This is a genomic window from Pseudooceanicola atlanticus (assembly GCF_000768315.1).
GTDB lineage: Bacteria > Pseudomonadota > Alphaproteobacteria > Rhodobacterales > Rhodobacteraceae > Pseudooceanicola > Pseudooceanicola atlanticus.
In genome coordinates, this window is the sequence record NZ_AQQX01000006.1 from 157,312 (window position 1) to 177,210 (window position 19,899).

Genomic DNA, 19,899 nt, shown 5'->3' on the forward strand with positions numbered 1-19,899 from the left:
TGGTTTGGCTGACAAATGCTGCGTGGGACCATTATTCCCTACGCCTGCGGGCCTGCACAGAGATCACGATACATGGCGATGGATTGGAGACGGTGTCGCGGCGCGCGCACCGGGCCGCAACACCGGATGGACCACCCGATGGTCCTGACGGACATAGAGGGTGAGAATTTATGACTGGTATCTTTTTTTGGGACTGGTGGAGCAAAGACAAGACGACCACGACCGATAGCCGCGATGGCTATGTCGAAGGGACGTCTGGCAATGACACCATGGGCGTCAACTACGTCGATGCCGACAACGACAAGATGGACGGCAACGACGCCATCCTGCCTGGCGAGACGGGCGACCAGGACATCGTGATCGGCGGTGCCGGCGATGACATCATTCATTCCGGCAGCGGCGACGACGAAGTCTACGGCGGCGGTGACAACGACACGATCAACGCCGGCACCGGCGACGACGTGGTCTTTGGTGATGCGACTCGTGCTAGCGCGCCCGCGGGTTCCGTCTCCAGCTCGTCCGATTACAATACCAGCATCGAAGGCGGCCCGGCCGGCAAGGACCTGATCGAAGGCGGCCTCGGCAACGACAAGATCTTCGGCAATGGCGAAGATGACACTCTGAAAGGTCAGCAGGGCAACGACACCCTGTACGGCAATTCCGGCGACGACAGCCTGGAAGGCGGCGAAGGCAACGACCTGATGTTCGGCGACAACGGTGACCTGAACGGGTCCACCGGCGGGTCCGGCCAGCGCGAAAGCTTCGAATGGGACAAGGCGCCCGATCCCGATAGCTCCGGCGCCATCGACAACGGCGACGATCTGTCCGGCGGCTTCACGCAGAACACCGGTTCCGTGGATGTCAGCTTCTCGATCGTCGGCTCGGCCGGCCACACCGAGACCAAGTTCCAGACCGAACAGCAGAAGGTCCACTCGATCACGACCGACGGGCCCGAAGCGGACAAGTATTCGTCCTTCGAATCCCGCCTGGACTCGGATGACGAGGCGGTTGCCTACCAGTGGGCGTTCTCGTCCGAGGTCGGGAATGTTTCTTTCCGTATCAATGACATCGACGCCGACTCGAAGGTGACGATCAAAGCCTATGACGCGAACAACAACCTGGTGTCGATCGACGTCCGGACGGAAAGCGGCACCCACCTGACGCTGACCGACGAGGACGGCGTTTCCGGCAAGGAAGTGATCAACCACTACGGCAACGATTACGACCCGGATACCGATCCCGATCACTCCGTTCTGGTCAATATCGCCGGCCCGATCTCCAAGATGGTCATCGCGCATGAGCAGGAAGGCCATGACGCGTCGGGCGTGAACGTCACCGACATCTATTTCGACGCTCTGGAAGACACCGGTGCGGGCGAAGACGGCCCCGTTGGCAACGACACGCTTGTTGGCGGCTCCGGCGACGACACCATGTACGGCAATGCCGGTGACGACAGCCTGGAAGGCGGCAAAGGGTCCGACCTGATGTACGGCGACAATGGCCCCGAGGGCACGTCGACCGGCTCCGGCGGGCGCGAAGTCTTTGAATGGGACAAGCTGAACGATCCGAACGGCACCGGCCCCATCGACAACCAGGACGACCTGACCGCCAATGGCGGCAATCTGAACACCGGGTCGGTCAACGTGGCCTTCACCGTGACCTCGGCAAGCCACGACACCACGACGGTGTTCGAAACCGACGACCAGAAAGTGCACTCGATCACCACCGATGGCACTGCGGCGGACAAGAACTCCTCCATGGCGTCGCGCACTGAAGACAACGGTGATTTCGGCAAGTACCAGTGGGCCTTCTCGTCCGAAGTCGAGAATGTTTCCTTCCGGATCAACGACATCGACGCCGACTCTCAGGTCAAGATCTACGCCTACAACTTCTCGAACGAGAAGCTGCCGGTGAACGTTTCGACCGAAAGCGGCACGCACCTGACCCTGTCCGACGAAGACGGTATCGGCGGCAACGAGGTGATCAACCACTACAAGGACGATACCGGTCCCGATACCGATCCCGATCACTCTGTCCTGGTGAACATTTCCGGCCCGATTTCGCGCCTGGTCGTGGAGCATTCGCAGAATGGCCATGACGTGTCCGAGATCAACATCACCGACATCTACTTCGACGCGACCGGTGGCTCCGTGCCTCCGGCCGGTGACGGCCCGGCGGGCAATGACACGCTGATTGGCGGCTCTGGTGACGACACCATGTTCGGCGAAGCAGGGGACGACACCTTCGTTGTCAGCTCCAGCACCGAAGGCAATGGTGACGTGGTCACCGGCGGCAACGGTCCGGACGAAAACGCCGACAACGACGTGCTCGACCTGCGTGGCGCCGGCAAGGTGACCATCACCGAAACCGCAGACGACACCGATGCGGGCGCCACCAAAGGCACCGTGACCTTCGAGGACGGCAAGTCGCTGAGCTTCAGCCAGATCGAAACGATCCTGACCGATCCGCAGAACGACGCCCCGATTGCGAACCCGGACACCGCGACGACCGACGAGGACGTCACGGCGACCAACATCAACGTTCTGGGCAACGACTCCGATCCGGATGGCGATCCGCTGACCGTGACCGAAGCCTCGGCGACGAACGGCTCCGTGACCATCAACGGTGACGGCACGCTGGACTACACGCCGGACCTCAACTTCAACGGCACCGACACGATCACCTACAAGATCACCGATGGTGACCTGACGGACACGTCCACCGTGACCGTGACCGTGGGTGCCGTGAACGATGCGCCGGTGGCCGCGAACGATACGGCGACGACCGACGAGGACGTCACGGCGACCAACATCAACGTTCTGGGCAACGACTCCGATCCGGATGGCGATCCGCTGACCGTGACCGAAGCCTCGGCGACGAACGGCTCCGTGACCATCAACGGTGACGGCACGCTGGACTACACGCCGGACCTGAACTTCAACGGCACCGACACGATCACCTACAAGATCACCGATGGTGACCTGACGGACACCGCCACCGTGACCGTGACCGTGAACCCGGTGAACGACGCGCCTGTTGCGAACCCGGATACCGCGTCCACGGATGAGGACACGCCGGTCAACAACATCAACGTCCTGGGCAACGACTCGGATGTCGATGGCGACCCGCTGACAGTGACAGAAGCCTCGGCGGCGAACGGCTCCGTGACCATCAATGGTGACGGCACGCTGAACTACACGCCGAACGGCAACTTCACGGGCACCGACACGATCACCTACAAGATCACCGATGGCGATCTGACGGACACGTCCACCGTGACCGTGACCGTGGGTGCGGTGAACGATGCGCCGGTGGCCGCGAACGATACGGCGACGACCGACGAGGACGTCACCGCGACCAACATCAACGTTCTGGGTAACGACTCCGATCCTGATGGCGATCCGCTGACCGTGACCGAAGCCTCGGCGACGAACGGCTCCGTGACCATCAACGGTGACGGCACGCTGGACTACACGCCGGACCTGAACTTCAACGGCACCGACACGATCACCTACAAGATCACCGATGGTGACCTGACGGACACCGCCACCGTGACCGTGACCGTGAACCCGGTGAACGACGCGCCTGTTGCGAACCCGGATACCGCGTCCACGGATGAGGACACGCCGGTCAACAACATCAACGTCCTGGGCAACGACACGGATATCGATGGCGACCCGCTGACCGTGACCGAAGCCTCGGCGGCGAACGGCTCCGTGACCATCAATGGTGACGGCACGCTGACGGATATCGATGGCGACCCGCTGACCGTGACCGAAGCCTCGGCGGCGAACGGCTCCGTGACCATCAATGGTGACGGCACGCTGAACTACTCGCCGAACGGCAACTTCACGGGCACCGACACGATCACCTACAAGATCACCGATGGCGATCTGACGGATACGTCCACGGTGACCGTGACCGTGAACGACACCATCCAGCCGGATGGGATCGTGGAAGGCACCGACGGCGACGACACGATCGACGATGCCTATGATGGCGACCCGAACGGTGACTTCGTCGACAATGATGACGCCCTGCCGCCCTTCAGCGGTGATGACGACATCATTTATGCCTATAGCGGCGACGATATCGTCGAGGCCGGGTCGGGCGACGACACCGTCTATGGCGGCGAAGGCGACGACACGATCGACGGTATGTCCGGCGATGACCTGATCTATGCCAGCGACGACGACGACACCGCTGTCCCGCCGGCCCTGGACGAGGAAATCTTCCCGGGTACGCCTGTCGATGCGGACCCGAACAATGACCTCGACGTGGTCAGCGGCGGCACCGGCAACGACACGATCTATACCGGCGATGACCGTGACCTGGTCTCCGGCGACTCGGGCGATGACGAAATCTATTCCGGCATCGACAACGACGAAGTCTACGGCGGCAAAGGTGACGACCTGATCGACGACATCCAGGGCGCCGACACGATCTTCGGCGACTCGGGCGACGACACGATCCTTGCCGGGATCGACACGTTCTCCGATTACGAAGGTGACGATCCGAACCTGCCGAACCCGCTGTTCCCGGGCATCCTGAGTGATCCCAACACGGACGATGGGCGTGACTATGTCGATGGTGGTACGGGCAACGACTCGATCATGACCGGTGACGACGCTGACACGATCTTTGGCGGGTCCGGCGAAGACACCATTCATGCTGGCATCGACGACGACTACGTCGAAGGTGGTGCCGGTGCGGACGAGATCACGGGTGGCCACGGGTCGGACACGATCTACGGCAATTCCGGTGACGACTTGATCAATGCAGGCGACAGTGCGCTGCTTTATGGTCAGTCCCCGGATGATGATCCGCTCGATCCCGATCCGGTGCCGGAGAACGGTCGTGACTATGTCGAAGGGGGTGCCGGCAACGACACCATCCTGGGCCAGGACGATGATGACACGCTCATCGGCGGGTCGGGCCATGACAGCATCGACGGCGGTATCGACGAAGACGAGATCTTCGGCGACAGTGGCGACGACACGCTGCTTGGCGGTCAGGCTGCCGACTCCATCGAAGGTGGGCTGGGCGATGACTCCATCGACGGCGGCAGCGGTGACGACACCCTGCTCGGCGGCCAAGGCCACGACACCATCACCGGTGGCGAAGGCGAAGACTGGATCGACGGCAACTCCGGCGATGACAGCCTGACCGGTACCGGCAAGGCCGATACGATCTACGGCTCCGAAGGGAACGACACGTTGCGGGGCAACCGCAACGATGACGAACTCTTCGGCGGGTCGGGCGATGACAGCATCGACGGTGGCGGCGAGAACGACACCATCACCGGTGGCGCAGGGGCCGACAAGATGTTCGGTGCCAATGACGAGGACCTGTTCCTCGGTGCCACGGCCGGCGACACGATCGACGGCGGCTCCGGTGGTGTCGACTACGATACGCTCGACCTTCGCGGGTCGGCGCCAGCAGGCGGTCGTTTCGAGGTGCACTACACCAGTGCGGACAAGGAAGATGGCTATATCGAGTTCTACGATGCCAGCGACGACCTGAACCCGGTCGGCACTGCGCAGTTCGAAGAGATCGAGAACATCATCCCCTGCTTTACCCCCGGTACGCTGATCGCGACGCCGCGTGGTGAGGTTGCGGTGGAAACCCTGAAGGTCGGCGACCGGGTCATCACCCGCGACAACGGCATCCAGGAAATCCGCTGGATGGGCCAGAAGGACTTGGCCGGTCGCGAGCTGCTCACGAAAGAGCACCTGCAGCCGGTTCTGATCCAGAAGGGCTCCCTCGGGTACGGTCTGCCGGAACGCGACATGCTTGTTTCCCCGAACCACCGCGTTCTGGTGAATAACGACAAGACCGCGCTCTACTTCGAAGAGCGCGAGGTCCTGGTCGCAGCCAAGCACCTGACCGGTCTGGCCGGGGTGGACCGTGTGGAAACGCACCGCACGAGCTACATCCACTTCATGTTCGACCAGCACGAGGTCGTCCTGTCCGACGGGTCCTGGACCGAGAGCTTCCAGCCGGGTCATCAGACCCTGGATGGTCTTGGCAACTCGCAGCGCAACGAGATCCTGGAGCTGTTCCCGGAACTCAAGACCGAAGCGGGCCGCGAAGACTACCATGCCGCTCGCCGGACCCTGAAGAAGCACGAAGCGAAGCTTCTGACCAAGTAATGCAGCGCGTCGGGCCCGACGGGGCCCGGCACAACCCCGACCAGGCGGGGGCGCTGGTCTAACGGCCACCCCGGTACATTCTGCGTGACCCGCAGGGTGAACCGGGGTGGTTTTTATTTTGGTGACGCGCCTCAGGACGGTTTGTCAGCGGCGCTGTTCCGGTCTGAATTTCCGCGGAGCGTCGCAGCGCGATGCCTGTCACGATAGCCCATGTGCCGGTTGCAGTCTGAAGGGCCGTCAAGCGTGTCTGGTGTGCCGCCGTCAGGTTTGACCTTCCCACCACTTGTGATGCTATTGTGAAGCCCTGAAGACAACTTGGGTTGAGAGGATGCCATGGCCGGTGGTTGGTCGCGCGACGGCGCAGTAAGCGAACAGATCGAAGCCTCCATTTCGGACGAACTGGCGCGCATGAAGGCGCGCAAGTCGCCTGTGGGCGAGAGCCTGACCCACTGTGCCGAATGCGAAGAGCCGATCCCCGAGAAACGTCGGGTGGCCTTGCCGGGTGTAAAGCTTTGCATTGATTGCCAGCAGGAGCGCGACGGCCAGGCCAAGCAGCGCGGCGGCATCAATCGACGCGGCTCCAAGGACAGCCAGCTGAAGTGACGCGCTAGCCGTTGCGAGCGCGCCAGGCCGCCCAGGCCTCTGGCGTGTCCAGATCGGTCAATGCATTCCGGCCGGGCAGGGGCACGCGCGTGATCATCTCGCCCGCCAGGATGTCCCGCGCCCCGCGATCGCCGCGCAACTCTGCCAACCGCGAAAACACACGCTGCGGGAATATGACCGGATGGCCGGGCAGGTCATCCCGGCTTGCCCCGCGCAGGATCGATTGCGGCGAGGTTTGCCATTGCGCCGCGACATGATGCAGATCGCTCACGCTCAGGTCCGGCATATCGCCGGGCAGGATCATCACGCCCTTGGGCGTACCCTTCAGCGCCTTGATCCCGGCGCGGATCGAAGCGCCCATGCCTTCCTGCGCCTCAGGAACCGGTACAGGCGTTATGGTCATGCCTTTCAGGGCTTCGGATCGGGGATGATCCAGCGATGGCAATGTCACGTAGACGGCATCCGACACCTCAAGGGCCCGCCCTGCCATCACCTCGATGAGAGGCTTGCCCTCGACAGACTCAAGAAGCTTGTCGGCGCCGCGCATCCGACTGGATTGCCCCGCGGCGAGAAGAAGGATCGCCAGGTCCATAGCCGTCGCTCAGCCCCGCATACGTGCGCCGTCAGTGTCGAAAAGCGGCGTCTCGATGATCCTGGCGGGGCACATGTCACCAAGGATTTCGATCTCAGCCGTCAGGCCGGGCGCGATCAACTCGGTCGGGACGAAGGCATGGGCCATGGACTTGCCTAGATGATGGGAATAGCCGCCGGACGTGCAGTAACCCACGACCTCACCGCCGATCCAAAGCGGTTCATAGCCGCGCACATCGGCCTTTTCGGTGTCGATCTCGAACATGCAGAGCTGACGGGCGGGGCCTTCGTCCCGGGCTTTTTCGGCGGCGGCGCGACCAATGAAATCGGCGGACTTCTTGAACGAGATGAACTTGTCGAGCCCGGTCTCGGCAGGCGTGTAATCCGGTGAGAATTCGTTGAGCCATGAGCCGAAATGCCGATCCAGTCGCAGCGACATCATCGCCCGCATGCCGAAGGGCACCATGCCATGCGGCTGCCCGGCACCCCACAAGACGTCCCACAGGGTTCGCTGATCCAGCGGATCGCAATAAATCTCGTAGCCCAGATCGCCGGTATAGCTGACCCGCTGGACGATGCAGTCGGCCTGACCGATGATCATCCGGCGCACATCGAGGAACTTCATGTCGCTCACATCGCTTCGGGTGCATGCGGCCAGCACGTCCCTTGCCTTGGGGCCGGCAATCTGGAATCCGTTGGATTTGTCCGATATATTAGTGACTTGCACCCCATCATTCAGATGGTCTATGAACCAGCGCAGATGATAGGCCTGCGCCCCATAGGACGCGGTGAGGCGGAATTCCTCTTCGCCAAGGCAGGAAATCGTGAAATCGCCGATGATCCGGCCCGAAGGGGCCAGCATCGGTGTCAGGCTGATCCGACCCTGCTGCGGCACGCGACCGGCCATGATCCAATCCAGCCATTCCCTGGCCTTCGGTCCGGTGACCAGGTATTTCCCGAAATTGTGGATTTCATTGATGCCGACGCCGTTTCGGACACCCGCGACCTCGCGCCCGGTCGGGCCGAATGCGTTCGAGCGGCGGAAGGTCGGCGTTTCATAGCGAGGCTCGTCCCCCTGGGCGAAGTAATTCGGCACTTCCAACCCGTAGTAATGGCCCCAGACAGCCCCCATCTTGTCGAACGTGTCCCACATCGGCGTGCGGCGCCCGGGACGCGCGGCGGGTTTCTCCTCGTTCGGGTAAGCCACTGAAAAGCGGGTCATATAATTCTCAATGACCTTCGGGCGGGTATAGCCTGAGTTGATCCAGTTGCCATAGCGGGCCACGTCGAAGGAAGACGTGTCGCGCTCGCATTCCCCCTCGATCATCCATTGCGCCAGCATCAGGCCGACGCCGCCACCCTGGCTGAACCCGGCCATCACCCCGCAGGCCGACCAGTAATTGCGCAGGCCGGGCACGGGGCCGACAAGCGGATTGCCGTCGGGCGCGAAGGTGAAGGGGCCGTGGATGACGCGTTTGACCCCGGCCTCCGCCAGAACGGGGAAGCGGCGATAGGCGAATTCGATGGAATCCCCGATCTTGTCCAGGTCATCCGGCAACAGCTCCATCGCGAAGTCCCAGGGCGTTCCATCGACCGCCCATGGCTTCGGTTTTCTTTCGTAAAACCCGATACATATGCCCCGTCCTTCCTGTCGAAGGTAAGATTCCCCTGCGGGGTCGACAACATGCGGATGTTCCGTATCGCGTTCGTAGATCTCCGGGATGTCGTCGGTGACGAGGTAATGATGCTCCATCGGGTGGAGCGGCGCGTAGTAACCCGCCATCTGCGCGACCTCACGGGCCCAGAGCCCGCCGGCATTGACCACGTGTTCGGCGTGGATCGTGCCCTTGTCGGTCACCACGTCCCAGGTGCCATCTGGCCGGGGATTGGTTTCCTTAACCATGCAATGGGTTTCGATGGTCGCGCCTGCAAGGCGGGCGGCCTTGGCATAGGCGTAAGTCGTGCCGGACGGGTCGAGGTGGCCATCAAGCGGATCGTAGAGCCCGCCGATGATGCCCTCGATATTGGTGATCGGAGCGATCTTCTTGATCTCTTCCGGTGTGACGATGTGGGTATCGAGGCCCATATGCCGGTGCTTGGCCCGTTCCGCGAGCAATTGGTCGAACCGGTCCTGGCTGTCGGCCATCGTGATGCCGCCGGAATGGTGCAGACCGCAGGATTGGCCCGTGATCTCTTCCAACTCCTTGTAAAGCTTGATCGTATAGCCCTGCAGCGCCGCCATGTTGGTGTCGCCGTTGATGGTGTGAAACCCGCCCGCCGCGTGCCACGTGGACCCGGCTGTCAGTTCGGACCGTTCCAGCAGCATCACGTCGGTCCAGCCGAGCTTTGTCAGGTGGTAGAGGACCGAACAGCCAACGACGCCGCCTCCGATAACGACTACGCGCGTGGTGGTTTTCATGTCATTCTCCCGTCGGTTTTAACCGATCCTCGGACCCGTGCAGCAGACCGGCAAGTGCATTTGCGACAGAAAGTGTCGTTTCCGACCTTGCCTCGGTGCAGTTGCAGGTTTGCATGGCGTCCATGGCGGAAGGTTCGGGGAACAGATCGGGCAAATGCGGCGTTTGCCGTGGAAAGGGACATTGAATGCTACCGACTTTATTGCGCCGCGCGCATGATTTTTCGAGACGTCTGATCGTTCGCGTGGGGCTGGTGGCGTTTCTGTCCGTTCTTGCCATCGGATTGGCCAAGCTGTTCGGCGGTTTCATCCCGTTCGGGATGGGCGACAGGATCGGTGCAGACGCGGTCGATCACATCCTGTCCATCATCGCCAACTCCATGCTGACGGTCACCACCTTTTCCCTGACCGTCATGGTGGCCTCGCATCGCGCGGTGTCCTCGCTCTGGACGCCGCGGGCGCACCAGGTTCTCCTGCAGGACACGACCACACATACTGTTCTGGCGACGTTCGTGGGCGCGTATATCTACTCCGTCATTGTCATCATCCTGCGCGAAACCCAGGTCTTCGAAGGCGAGGAGCTGGTCGTGCTGTTCTTCGTCACGCTTGCCGTGGTCGCGCTGATCGTTTTCGCGATCCTGCGGTGGATTTCGCACCTGGAATTGCTGGGCAGCCTGATCGAAACCGCCCAAAGGATAGAGGACAAGGCAGCTACGGCCTATGCCATGCGCTGCGAATATCCTGCACTTGGCGCGAATGCTGCAAAGGGTAAGCCATCCGGCGATGTCACTGAAATCCTTGCGCGGAATACGGGTTACATCCAGCAGATATACCAGGACGTCTTGCAGGACGCGGCCGAAAGCGAGGACGTGAAAATCCATATCGCGCAGCCCGTCGGGTCCTTCATCCATGCAGGTGAGGTGCTGGCCTGGGTCGAAGGCGATGCCGATCAGATCGAAGATTCAATCCATCGCAACGTGTCCATCGGAACTCTGCGCAACTACGTGCAGGACCCGGAATTCGGACTTCTGAACCTCACCGAGATCGGTCAGCGCGCGCTGTCGCCCGGTGTGAACGACCCCGGTACAGCCGTCGACATGATCCGGCGCATTGCACGGGTGCTGGTGGCAAACAGGAAATGCCCGGCCGACGAGCAGGAGCTTTTGTACGACCGGCTTTGGGTTCAGGACTTCGACACTTCCGTCATGTTGCGGGACTCGATCGGCGCGGTGCTGCGCTGCGGCCTGGACCAGCCGGAGGTCGTCAATGCGGGTCTTCAATCGCTGAAGGCAATGCAGGGGCATGGTGACGCGACACTGGCTCTCGAAGCCGCGCGCATGACCGAAAAGCTGCAGCAGCAGCGCGAGCCGGACGTTTTCGCGGGCGGTTAGGCCCCGATCAGCTCTGTCACGATGGTCGAACTGTGTTCCAGCGTCTTGTGCACGGGGCACTTGTCCGCGATTTCCAGCAACCGTTGGCGTTGATCGGCATTCAGATCGCCCTCAAGACGGATATGGCGGGTAAAGCGGTCCGCGCGGTCTCCGGCGCCCGGGGCCGCGTCCTGAGCGTGGACCTTGTCATGGGTCACGTCCACCTCGACATGTTCCAGCGGCCATTCCTTCCGTCGCGCATACATCCGGATCGTCATCGAGGTGCAGGCGCCAAGACCGGCGGCAAGCAATCCGTAGGGGGAGGGGCCGCGGTTCGTTCCCCCATAGGATTCGGGTTCGTCCGCAGTCAGGTTGTGGGCGTCGCCGATTGAGATGTCCTGCAGGAAACCCTTTGGGTCGGCCTCGCTGACGCGAGTCACACCTTCGGGCACGCCGGGCGGCGGAGGCGGTGGTGCGATATTCAGATAATGCTGCGCCCAGGCGGAAATCACGCTGGCGGCGTATTCCGCATCTTCGGGTTCGGTCACCAGGTGATCCGATTTGTCCAGCGAAACGAAGCTTTTCGGGTGCAGCGCGGCCCGGAAAATCTGCGTGGCGTTGTCGATGCCGACGACCGTGTCGCGGGGCGCGTGAAGCACCATGAGCGGTTTCTTCAGGTCGTGGATCGCCTTTTCCAGCTGGGACGCGGCCACGTCTTCCACGAAGGCCTGGCCGATGCGGATCTTCTGCGCGCCCAGCTGGACCTCGGCCGCGCCATCTGCCTCGATCCGGTCCAGAGCACCGGCAAAATTCTGCGTGACATGGCCCGGATCGAAAGGCGCGCCGATCGTGACGACCGCGCGCGCAGAGGCGATGTCACCGGCGGCCTTCAGGATCGCGGCACCGCCGAGCGAATGACCGATCAGCAATTGCGGGGCCATGCCCTGATCGGCCATCCAGGCGGCGGCGCGGCGCAGGTCCTCGACATTCGAGCTGAAAGTCGTGTTCGCGAATTCGCCTTCCGAATGACCCAGACCGGTGAAGTCGAACCTCAGGACGCCAATCCCGAGAATGGCCAACCTTTGCGAGATGCGCCGAGCGGCCGCGATATCCTTGCCGCAGGTGAAGCAATGCGCGAACAGGGCATAGCTCCGCGTCTCGCCCTGCGGTTCATCCAGACGCGCCGCGAGTGTTTGACCGTCATGGCCGGTGAAGGTGACTTTGCGGCTGGTCATGGGCGCCTCCTGATTGCAGGACGGTTGTGGCCGTTGAACCTTCGAACGGCAAGTCTGTGTGCAGCATTTGACGACAAGGTGACAGACAGAGAGCGTAGCGCGATCCAGCTATGGCCATTTCCGAAACGCTGGCGTTATCTGCCGTTATGGAACCGATCGTTCAAGATACCCTGCCATATGATCCTGTCGAAAAACCGCTGCCGGGCATTGCACCGCTTGATCCGGAGCAGTGGCTGATCCAAGACGATGCATTCACGCGGCAGATGGCCCTGCGTGATCATCTGGTCGCGGATCGGCCCGGTCTTGTCATGGCGATGGAGCAGGGGGCGGAACCGGCCTGTCACGAGCTGCTGAACGCGGTTCTCGATGTTCTGAGGGAACGGCCCGGCTATTCGGTCGGGCAGGGCCATGTCACGCGGCCGGACGGGATTACCGTCGTATTGGATCCGGCGGACCCGCTCAGGATGCTTGGGCGGCTGGTGCAGGAGGATTTCTGCATTCTGGAAAAGCCAGACGGGGCTGAGGAACATATCCTGACCGCGGCAATCCTGTGTTTCCCTGCGGGATGGACGCTGGCGGAAAAGATCGGGCGACCGCTGATCCGCATCCACAAACCCGTGGCGTCCTACGATCCGAACATCGCCAAGCGGGTGCAGCGTCTGTTCGACGGGGTTCAGGTCGGTCGGCCTTTATGGCGGTTCAACGCATTGGACTACCAGGATCCGTCGCTGTTCCAGCCGCGCAAGGAAGGCGTTCAGAAATACGGTGATCCTGTCGAACGCCGCTTCATGCGTTCGGAACGTCAGACCCTCTCACGGTTGCCGGATACGCGCGCGGTCGTCTTCGGCATACACACTTTTGTCATCCGGAAGACTGACGCGTCCTAGCTTCAGAAGAAAGGCAGGAAGCCGAGGGTGGACGATCCGAAGAAGGCGGCGGTCAGGGTCAGGGCGTGGGCCGAGACGCGGACATCTTCACCCTTCAGAGCATTGTAGGCAGCTAGGGGAATTCCGATGGCCGGGTTCATCACGCCAACGGATGCGGTGACGGTCCAGGTGGCAAGACGGGCCGGCAGGTCGATCGTCTCTTCGGTCTTGTCGGCGGGGCAATCGTCGCGGAAAATCTCGGTCAGCTCTTCGGGCTGAGGGCGGATGCCCAGGGGCACGTCCTTCGGCATCGAGGCGATGAGCGTCTTCTGCGTCATCGGACCGGTGGTCTTGTGGCCGGGGCGCACACGACGGGGCATGATCCGTTCAGGCTGCGTCACGTCTTCGGGCTTGCGATAGCGGATCGGGGTGAAGGCCGACTGGAACTTCGCCGCTGCGATGCAGACGTTCGAGGGCTGCCAATCCACGGTCTGGCCACCGGTCTGTTCGATCAGCAGGGACAGGATTTCGGCCAGCAGGGCAACGCGCGTTTCGGGATGCAGGGCTTCGCTGGTTCGAGCCTGTTCGACGCTGACCTGGATACGAGAGGTTTCTTCGTCGGTCAGACCGTCGAGAATATCGATTTTCACCGCAAGAGCCCCGGCATCGATCCGGACCGAGTCGAACGTCGTCGCCGGGTTCGATACGGGACGCAGGCCATAGGCGGTCATCGCTTCGATTGCGTGATCGCGCAGGGGCTGGATGTCAAAAAGACAGTCATCGTTGAAGATGAGGCCGGCTTGGGTAGCTTCTTGCTGTGCGGTGAAGGTCATTTTATTCCCTCGATTTCTTTTCACCTTCGAGTGTGGAAGGGAAATGAGGAATTTTTTGGCCGGGAAAAACGGGTATTTACAACTTTGAGGTGTCTTTGGGGCGGAGCGCCCAGAATCTGCCTCAATTGGGCTGAATTGTGGCGGTGACGCTACGTAACTAGCTGTTTCGACGTGTTTTCGCCACTTGTGTACAGGGATTTCGCGCTGATTGACGGGGCGATCCGTGCACGAAAATGCTGCAAACCTTAATGATTCGCGCTTGAGCTGTTAACAACCCTGCCGTTTCGGCCGCCCTGCGGATGCAAAAAGGGCGCCCGAAGGCGCCCTTTCCGTCGAATTGTGGCACTGCTTAGCAGGAGTAGTAGAGCTTGAACTCGACCGGGTGCGGCGTGTGCTCGTACTCTTCCAGTTCTTCCATCTTGAGGGCGATATAGCCATCGATCTGGTCCTTGGTGAACACGTCGCCGGCCAGCAGGAAGTCCATGTCGGCCTCCAGTTCGGACAGCGCTTCGCGCAGCGAACCACAGACGGTCGGGATGTCGGCCAGCTCCTCGGGGGGCAGGTCGTACAGGTTCTTGTCCATGGCAGGGCCCGGATCGATCTTGTTCTTGATCCCGTCGAGGCCAGCCATCAGCAGCGCTGCGAAGCACAGGTAGGGGTTCGCGGACGGGTCGGGGAAACGAGCCTCGACACGCTTTGCCTTGGGCGATTCCGACCACGGAATACGGACACAGCCAGAGCGGTTGCGTGCCGAATACGCGCGCAGAACCGGGGCTTCGAAGCCGGGGATCAGACGCTTGTAAGAGTTGGTGGACGGGTTGGTGAAGGCGTTCAGCGCTTTCGCGTGCTTCAGGATGCCGCCGATGTACCACAGGGCTTCCTGGGACAGGTCGGCGTATTGGTCACCTGCGAAAAGCGGCTTGCCGTCTTTCCAGATGGACATGTTCACGTGCATGCCGGTGCCGTTGTCGCCTGCGATCGGCTTGGGCATGAAGGTTGCCGACTTGCCGTAAGCCTGCGCCACGTTGTGAATGATGTACTTGTACTTCTGCAGCTCGTCCGCCTGCTTGGTGACGGTGCCGAAGATCAGGCCAAGTTCATGCTGGCAGGACGCCACTTCGTGGTGGTGCTTGTCGACCTTCATGCCGATGCGCTTCATCGTCGACAGCATTTCGGAGCGGATGTCCTGGCCGTCGTCGATCGGGTTGACCGGGAAGTAGCCGCCCTTGACGCCCGGACGGTGGCCGGTGTTGCCCATCTCGTAGTCGGTGTCGGTGTTCCAGGCTGCGTCCAGCGCGTCCACTTCGTAGCCGACCTTGTTCATGGAGACGGAGTATTTCACGTCGTCGAACAGGAAGAATTCGGCTTCCGGACCCATGAATGCGCTGTCACCGATGCCGGAGGACTTCAGGTAGGCCTCTGCTTTTTCGGCCGTGCCGCGCGGGTCACGCTCGTAGGCTTCGCCCGTGTCGGGTTCGACGACCGAGCAATGGATCGCGATGGTCTTCTCGGCGTAGAAGGGGTCGACATAGACAGAGTTCGGATCGGGCATCAGCTTCATGTCGGATGCTTCGATGGACTTCCAGCCTGCGATGGACGAGCCGTCGAACATGAAGCCTTCCTCGAGGAAGTCCTCATCGACCTGGTCTTCCATGACCGTGACGTGCTGAAGTTTGCCGCGCGGGTCGGTGAAGCGGATGTCAACGTAGACCGCTTCCTCGTCCTTGATGAGTTTGAGAACGTCTTTGTTCGTCATTCCCTTTTCCCTTCTGTTGGAATGTTCGTGTTCACAGGGCGTCCGAGCCGGCCTCGCCGGTACGGATACGGATCGCCTGTTCGATCGTGGAAACGAAAATCTTGCCGTCACCGATCTTCTCGGTCTTGGCGGCGTCAACGATCGCCTCGATTGCGCCATCGACTTGATCGTCGTCCAGCACAACTTCGATTTTTACCTTGGGCAGAAAATCCACCACGTATTCTGCACCGCGATAGAGTTCGGTATGACCCTTCTGCCGTCCGAAGCCCTTGACCTCGATAACCGAAAGACCCTGTACCCCGACCTCTTGCAGAGCTTCCTTGACCTCATCAAGCTTGAACGGCTTGATGATTGCCTCGATCTTTTTCATGTCATGGAACTCCTCACGTAATCCTCCGTCGGTGTCAGACCATGTTCACTTATGGCTCACAATTGACCAAGCTCAATCTCGGCACATTGCGCAAGTCGCCAGCACCGGTCGGTGCTGAAATTTGTGCGATGTGATCAAAAAATAAGCGAAATGAAAAAACTATGGCAGGAATGGTGACCGGATCGCAGATGAGGGAGGTCGAAGCCGCCGCAATGGCCGCTGGCACATCGGGTCTGGACCTGATGGAGCGGGCGGGCGCGGGTGTGGTGGAGGAAATGATCCGCCACTGGCCGGCGGAAAAGCCGGGGATTTCAAACCCTACGACCGCAACAGGTGGGCGGCACGTGCTGGTTCTGTGTGGCCCCGGCAATAATGGCGGCGACGGTTATGTGGTGGCACGTCTTCTACGGGACATGGGCTGCATGGTGCATGTGGCAGCTTTCGGGGACCCGGAACGGCTGAAGGGGGATGCAAGAACCAATTGGCAACGCTGGCATGACGGCGTGGCGGAGTTTTCAACGTCGTCGATGCTCGGCGCGGCAAAAGCGGCTGCAATATCCGGCCAAAAGCACCTGCCGATCGTGGATGCGCTGTTCGGGATCGGGCAGCGCGCGCCATTGGATGACGTGACCGAGGTGGTGCAGGACGTCTTCAGGGAGATGAAAGAGGTAGGCATTCAGCCCTGGACCGTCGCCGTCGACATCCCGACCGGGTTGGACACGGATTCGGGGGCGTTTCTGTGTCGGCAGCCGATCATACCGCAATTGGTCGTGACGTTTCACGCCCTGAAGCCGGTTCACCTGATGCCCCACCTTGCAGACGCCGAACGTGCCGTGGTTGATATCGGCCTATGATGGACGACGCCCAAAATTGGCATGAGATTACCCTGACCGCAGAGCGGGTCGAGGCGCTTCGCAAGCGAGCGGATCAGCACAAATACGATCACGGGCATGCCGTTGTTCTTAGCGGAGGGGCAGGCCGGACAGGTGCCGCGCGGCTGGCAGGGCGCGCCGCATTGAGGATCGGAACGGGGCTGGTCACGCTCGGCGTTCCCGGATCGGCTCAAATGGAGGTCGCCTGCCAGGAAACGGCCATTATGTTGCGTCGGGTCGATGATCCGTTGGCCTTGGAAAGCCTCCTTGCGGATGATCGGCTCAACGCGTTCTGCATCGGACCGGGATTTGGTGTCGGCGAGCGGTGCCGCGCTTGCGTCGCCCTGATTTGCGGGGCGAACAGGTCGGTTGTCCTCGACGCCGATGTCTTGACGTCGTTTTCGGACGATCCCGAGGCGCTGTTTGCGCTGGTGTGGAACCGTCCGGTGGTGATGACGCCACATAAGGGGGAGTTCCGACGGCTTTTTCCGGACCTTGCCGGCGCCGATCCTCGTGTGGCTTGTCGCAAGGCGGCCATGCGCGCGGGATGCACGATATTGCTCAAGGGATCTGAGACATCTGTTGCGGATGCAGACGGAGGTCTTGGCGTTCACAATCCGGATGGAAAGCGCGCCGCGCCATATTTGGCAACGGCCGGTTCCGGTGATGTGCTGGCGGGTATGATCTGCGGCTTGCTGGCCCGTGGCTTCGTGCCGGTCGCTGCGGCCGAAACTGCGGCCTGGCTCCATGCAGAAGCCGGACGTCGGATCGGGGCAGGGTTGATCGCCGAAGATCTGCCAGAGGCGCTGCCCGCCATATTTGCCGAAATCGGACTCTGATCTAACAGGGACGGTCAATTGAAAACGGGGCCCACCAATGGTGAACCCCGTTTGTCATTCAGTCAGGAAAGTCAGTCTTAGCAGGCGGTTGCCAGCTCAACTTCAGCTTTCGCGGCAACTTCGAGGCCGCCAGCGTAAACGATGTGATCGGTGTCGAAGACCAGTTCGTAGACGGTCATGACGCCTTTGCCCATGGCGCGGACATACTCGCCATCGACGAGACGTGCGGCGGGCACCAGGGCTTGCTTCTTGCCGAACAGGGCCTCGGCACGCCAGTCGCGAACCAGGATTTCCTGCTGGGCGGGAATTGCGATGTCTGCGTCAGGACGGTTGTGACCCAGCGAGCCGGCGGTGATGTGCACCACGTCGCAAGCCACTTTGCGGGACCGGACGGCCTTGAGAACCGCCATCCCGGTGTCTCGGGTGATGACGCGATCACCCTCGGTCAGGAACTCAACCGGCATTTCACCGTCGAGGGTCATCACCTTGGTGCCAGCGGCGATACCGCGTGCAACATTGTGCTGAGCCTTATTTTCTTCGGCAAAAGCGTTTTCATTCGTGTTCATGGGACTGCTCCCCTTTCTGACTGCCTCTATGTTTTTTCATCAGAATAGGGCAAAACTATGCACCATTCCAGATTTCTCTGCGGCATTGAGGCCTTACGTGTCCGGTTTTCGCCACAATTCGCCCCAAAGCGGATCGCTGGATCTGTGACCGTTGGGTCAAGGTTTCGCATCGAGGGTCCGAAGAAACCGTTAAGACGCGGGGAAAAAGTTGCGTGACCGGGATTTTTTCCCTCTCGCATCGCTCGTGGGCTTTTGCTATCCAGCGCCTCACTGCGGGTGTGGCGGAATTGGTAGACGCACCAGATTTAGGTTCTGGCGCCTTTGGCGTGGGGGTTCGAGTCCCTTCACCCGCACCACTTTGAAATCATTGAGCATTATTTATGTTCTCCTTTTCGAGACGCTGCGATCCAGGAGTGGTTTCGCAGATTGTTTCGCACTTTCCCGATTTGTCCTTGCTTCGTTCCCGCTTCTGCTGGGCCCGCTTGGATGCCTTCTTCTGATCTGCGCCCGAGGCATATTTTTGTGCCATTTCAAGTGTCTGGTGCCCGGTGACAGCTTTGATGTCAGAAATGTCGACGCCCGCGTCGGCTAGCTCTTTGACCGCAGTGTAGCGCCACCCATGAGGCACAAGGCGATGCTCGCCCTGGAACACTCCAATTGCTTTCCGTACATCTTCGATGGCCTTTTGAACCTGGCGGATGCCGATTGGCTGCGCGGGTGACTTCGCCATGATGTGCTGCCCGCTCTTCCTCAGCGATCTCAGGTAGGTACGTAGCCGCTGGGGGCAGTAGACCTCGATCTTTCTGCCCGTCTTCTCCTGTACAACCGACATAAATTCGTAATCATCGTCGAGGTCTGACCAGCGCATCTTGATGCAGTCCCCTAGCCTCTGACCCGTTCCTATCGCCAGCTCATAGGCGGTGCGTGCAAGCTGACGGTCATTCTGATCGCAGAAGACTTCAAACTCGGTGAGCTTGCTGTCCGGCCAATGGCGATATTCGCCCCCCTTCAGCTTCGGGATGTTGACCACTGGATTTGTTGCGATCCAGTCGAGGTCCACCGCAAAATTGAGGAGTATTGACAGCACTGCGATACGCTCGTTGGCCTTGGACCAGGTGTCTTGAAGGGCATTGCGGACCCTAATCGCGTCCGAACGCTTGAAACTGCGAATATCGAGCTTACCGTTCTTCTTGCGGATATCTTCGCACTGCCGCTTGTAGTTCTTTCGGGTGCCGTCCCTCGTCTGTTTAAATTCAGGGCTTCTGTAATACTCGACGATCAAGGCTTCCCATGTCCGATCCAGCTCATTCTTTCGCTTTCCCTTCCCTCGGCGGGCTTGCCAATACGCATCCATGAACTCAGGTGTGTCAGGGTCGTGTGGTGACCTGCCCCCTGTTGGTCCCTCGTTCATAATGAGAGTCTGCAGGTTG

The 19,899-nt window shown here is 60.9% G+C and carries 14 protein-coding genes and 1 tRNA gene; 7 read left to right on the forward strand and 8 right to left on the reverse strand.

Annotation, left to right across the window (positions count from 1 at the left end):
- Positions 1-170 precede the first annotated feature (170 nt).
- Positions 171-6,152, forward strand: coding sequence for an Ig-like domain-containing protein (locus ATO9_RS23550; RefSeq protein WP_052418352.1), 5,982 nt, complete (start codon positions 171-173; stop codon positions 6,150-6,152).
- Positions 6,153-6,485: 333 nt separating this feature from the next.
- A complete protein-coding gene (locus ATO9_RS15365; protein ID WP_043751009.1) occupies positions 6,486-6,755 on the forward strand; it encodes a DksA/TraR family C4-type zinc finger protein in 270 nt (89 codons plus the stop codon).
- Positions 6,756-6,759: 4 nt separating this feature from the next.
- Here the strand turns inward: ATO9_RS15365 and ATO9_RS15370 are convergent, their stop codons facing one another.
- Positions 6,760-7,347, reverse strand: coding sequence for a nucleotidyltransferase family protein (locus ATO9_RS15370; RefSeq protein WP_043751013.1), 588 nt, complete (start codon positions 7,345-7,347; stop codon positions 6,760-6,762).
- Between the two features lie 9 nt (positions 7,348-7,356).
- Positions 7,357-9,765, reverse strand: coding sequence for a GcvT family protein (locus ATO9_RS15375; RefSeq protein WP_043751016.1), 2,409 nt, complete (start codon positions 9,763-9,765; stop codon positions 7,357-7,359).
- A 185-nt stretch (positions 9,766-9,950) separates the two neighbouring features.
- Here ATO9_RS15375 and ATO9_RS15380 point away from each other — a divergent pair, with 185 nt between their 5' ends.
- Complete coding sequence (locus ATO9_RS15380; RefSeq protein ID WP_043751021.1) at positions 9,951-11,153, forward strand: DUF2254 domain-containing protein; 1,203 nt, start codon at positions 9,951-9,953, stop codon at positions 11,151-11,153.
- Here ATO9_RS15380 and ATO9_RS15385 read toward each other — a convergent pair.
- A complete protein-coding gene (locus tag ATO9_RS15385; RefSeq protein ID WP_043751024.1) occupies positions 11,150-12,367 on the reverse strand; it encodes a bifunctional alpha/beta hydrolase/OsmC family protein in 1,218 nt (405 codons plus the stop codon). The genes ATO9_RS15380 and ATO9_RS15385 overlap by 4 nt on opposite strands.
- 110 nt (positions 12,368-12,477) lie before the next feature.
- Here ATO9_RS15385 and ATO9_RS15390 point away from each other — a divergent pair, with 110 nt between their 5' ends.
- On the forward strand, positions 12,478-13,254 hold the full coding sequence (locus tag ATO9_RS15390) for a heme-dependent oxidative N-demethylase family protein (protein WP_238318784.1): 777 nt from the start codon (positions 12,478-12,480) through the stop codon (positions 13,252-13,254).
- 2 nt (positions 13,255-13,256) lie between these two features.
- Here ATO9_RS15390 and ATO9_RS15395 read toward each other — a convergent pair whose 3' ends face one another.
- From ATO9_RS15395 to ATO9_RS15405, 3 genes are all read right to left on the reverse strand, one after another.
- Complete coding sequence (locus ATO9_RS15395; RefSeq protein WP_043751027.1) at positions 13,257-14,066, reverse strand: hypothetical protein; 810 nt, start codon at positions 14,064-14,066, stop codon at positions 13,257-13,259.
- 349 nt (positions 14,067-14,415) lie between these two features.
- Positions 14,416-15,822, reverse strand: a complete 1,407-nt coding sequence (gene glnA, locus ATO9_RS15400) for a type I glutamate--ammonia ligase (RefSeq protein ID WP_043751029.1) — start codon at positions 15,820-15,822, stop codon at positions 14,416-14,418.
- 31 nt (positions 15,823-15,853) lie between these two features.
- Positions 15,854-16,192, reverse strand: coding sequence for a P-II family nitrogen regulator (locus tag ATO9_RS15405; RefSeq protein ID WP_043751032.1), 339 nt, complete (start codon positions 16,190-16,192; stop codon positions 15,854-15,856).
- Between the two features lie 161 nt (positions 16,193-16,353).
- On the opposite strand from ATO9_RS15405, the gene ATO9_RS24735 reads away from it, so the two are divergent.
- Entirely contained in the window at positions 16,354-17,046 is a 693-nt protein-coding gene (locus tag ATO9_RS24735; protein WP_052418353.1) for an NAD(P)H-hydrate epimerase, read from the forward strand.
- Positions 17,043-17,903 carry an NAD(P)H-hydrate dehydratase gene (locus ATO9_RS24740; RefSeq protein WP_081979602.1) on the forward strand — a complete coding sequence of 287 codons (861 nt, stop codon included), beginning with the start codon at positions 17,043-17,045 and terminating at the stop codon, positions 17,901-17,903. The genes ATO9_RS24735 and ATO9_RS24740 overlap by 4 nt, the downstream gene beginning before the upstream one ends.
- A gap of 77 nt (positions 17,904-17,980) precedes the next feature.
- Here ATO9_RS24740 and ATO9_RS15420 read toward each other — a convergent pair whose 3' ends face one another.
- On the reverse strand, positions 17,981-18,469 hold the full coding sequence (locus tag ATO9_RS15420) for a Hint domain-containing protein (RefSeq protein ID WP_052418354.1): 489 nt from the start codon (positions 18,467-18,469) through the stop codon (positions 17,981-17,983).
- Between the two features lie 272 nt (positions 18,470-18,741).
- On the opposite strand from ATO9_RS15420, the gene ATO9_RS15425 reads away from it, so the two are divergent.
- Positions 18,742-18,825 (forward strand) — tRNA-Leu (locus tag ATO9_RS15425).
- Between the two features lie 8 nt (positions 18,826-18,833).
- Here ATO9_RS15425 and ATO9_RS15430 read toward each other — a convergent pair.
- Positions 18,834-19,899: tyrosine-type recombinase/integrase (locus tag ATO9_RS15430; RefSeq protein WP_156127885.1), on the reverse strand; the 1,066-nt coding region annotated here is incomplete at its 5' end.

Coding starts and splice junctions, on each gene's coding strand:
- ATO9_RS23550 (WP_052418352.1), top strand. CDS start 171: ATGACTGGTATCTTTTTTTGGGACTGGTGGAGCAAAGACAAGACGACC.
- ATO9_RS15365 (WP_043751009.1), top strand. CDS start 6,486: ATGGCCGGTGGTTGGTCGCGCGACGGCGCAGTAAGCGAACAGATCGAA.
- ATO9_RS15370 (WP_043751013.1), bottom strand. CDS start 7,347: ATGGACCTGGCGATCCTTCTTCTCGCCGCGGGGCAATCCAGTCGGATG.
- ATO9_RS15375 (WP_043751016.1), bottom strand. CDS start 9,765: ATGAAAACCACCACGCGCGTAGTCGTTATCGGAGGCGGCGTCGTTGGC.
- ATO9_RS15380 (WP_043751021.1), top strand. CDS start 9,951: ATGCTACCGACTTTATTGCGCCGCGCGCATGATTTTTCGAGACGTCTG.
- ATO9_RS15385 (WP_043751024.1), bottom strand. CDS start 12,367: ATGACCAGCCGCAAAGTCACCTTCACCGGCCATGACGGTCAAACACTC.
- ATO9_RS15390 (WP_238318784.1), top strand. CDS start 12,478: ATGGCCATTTCCGAAACGCTGGCGTTATCTGCCGTTATGGAACCGATC.
- ATO9_RS15395 (WP_043751027.1), bottom strand. CDS start 14,066: ATGACCTTCACCGCACAGCAAGAAGCTACCCAAGCCGGCCTCATCTTC.
- glnA (WP_043751029.1), bottom strand. CDS start 15,822: ATGACGAACAAAGACGTTCTCAAACTCATCAAGGACGAGGAAGCGGTC.
- ATO9_RS15405 (WP_043751032.1), bottom strand. CDS start 16,192: ATGAAAAAGATCGAGGCAATCATCAAGCCGTTCAAGCTTGATGAGGTC.
- ATO9_RS24735 (WP_052418353.1), top strand. CDS start 16,354: ATGGCAGGAATGGTGACCGGATCGCAGATGAGGGAGGTCGAAGCCGCC.
- ATO9_RS24740 (WP_081979602.1), top strand. CDS start 17,043: ATGATGGACGACGCCCAAAATTGGCATGAGATTACCCTGACCGCAGAG.
- ATO9_RS15420 (WP_052418354.1), bottom strand. CDS start 18,469: ATGAACACGAATGAAAACGCTTTTGCCGAAGAAAATAAGGCTCAGCAC.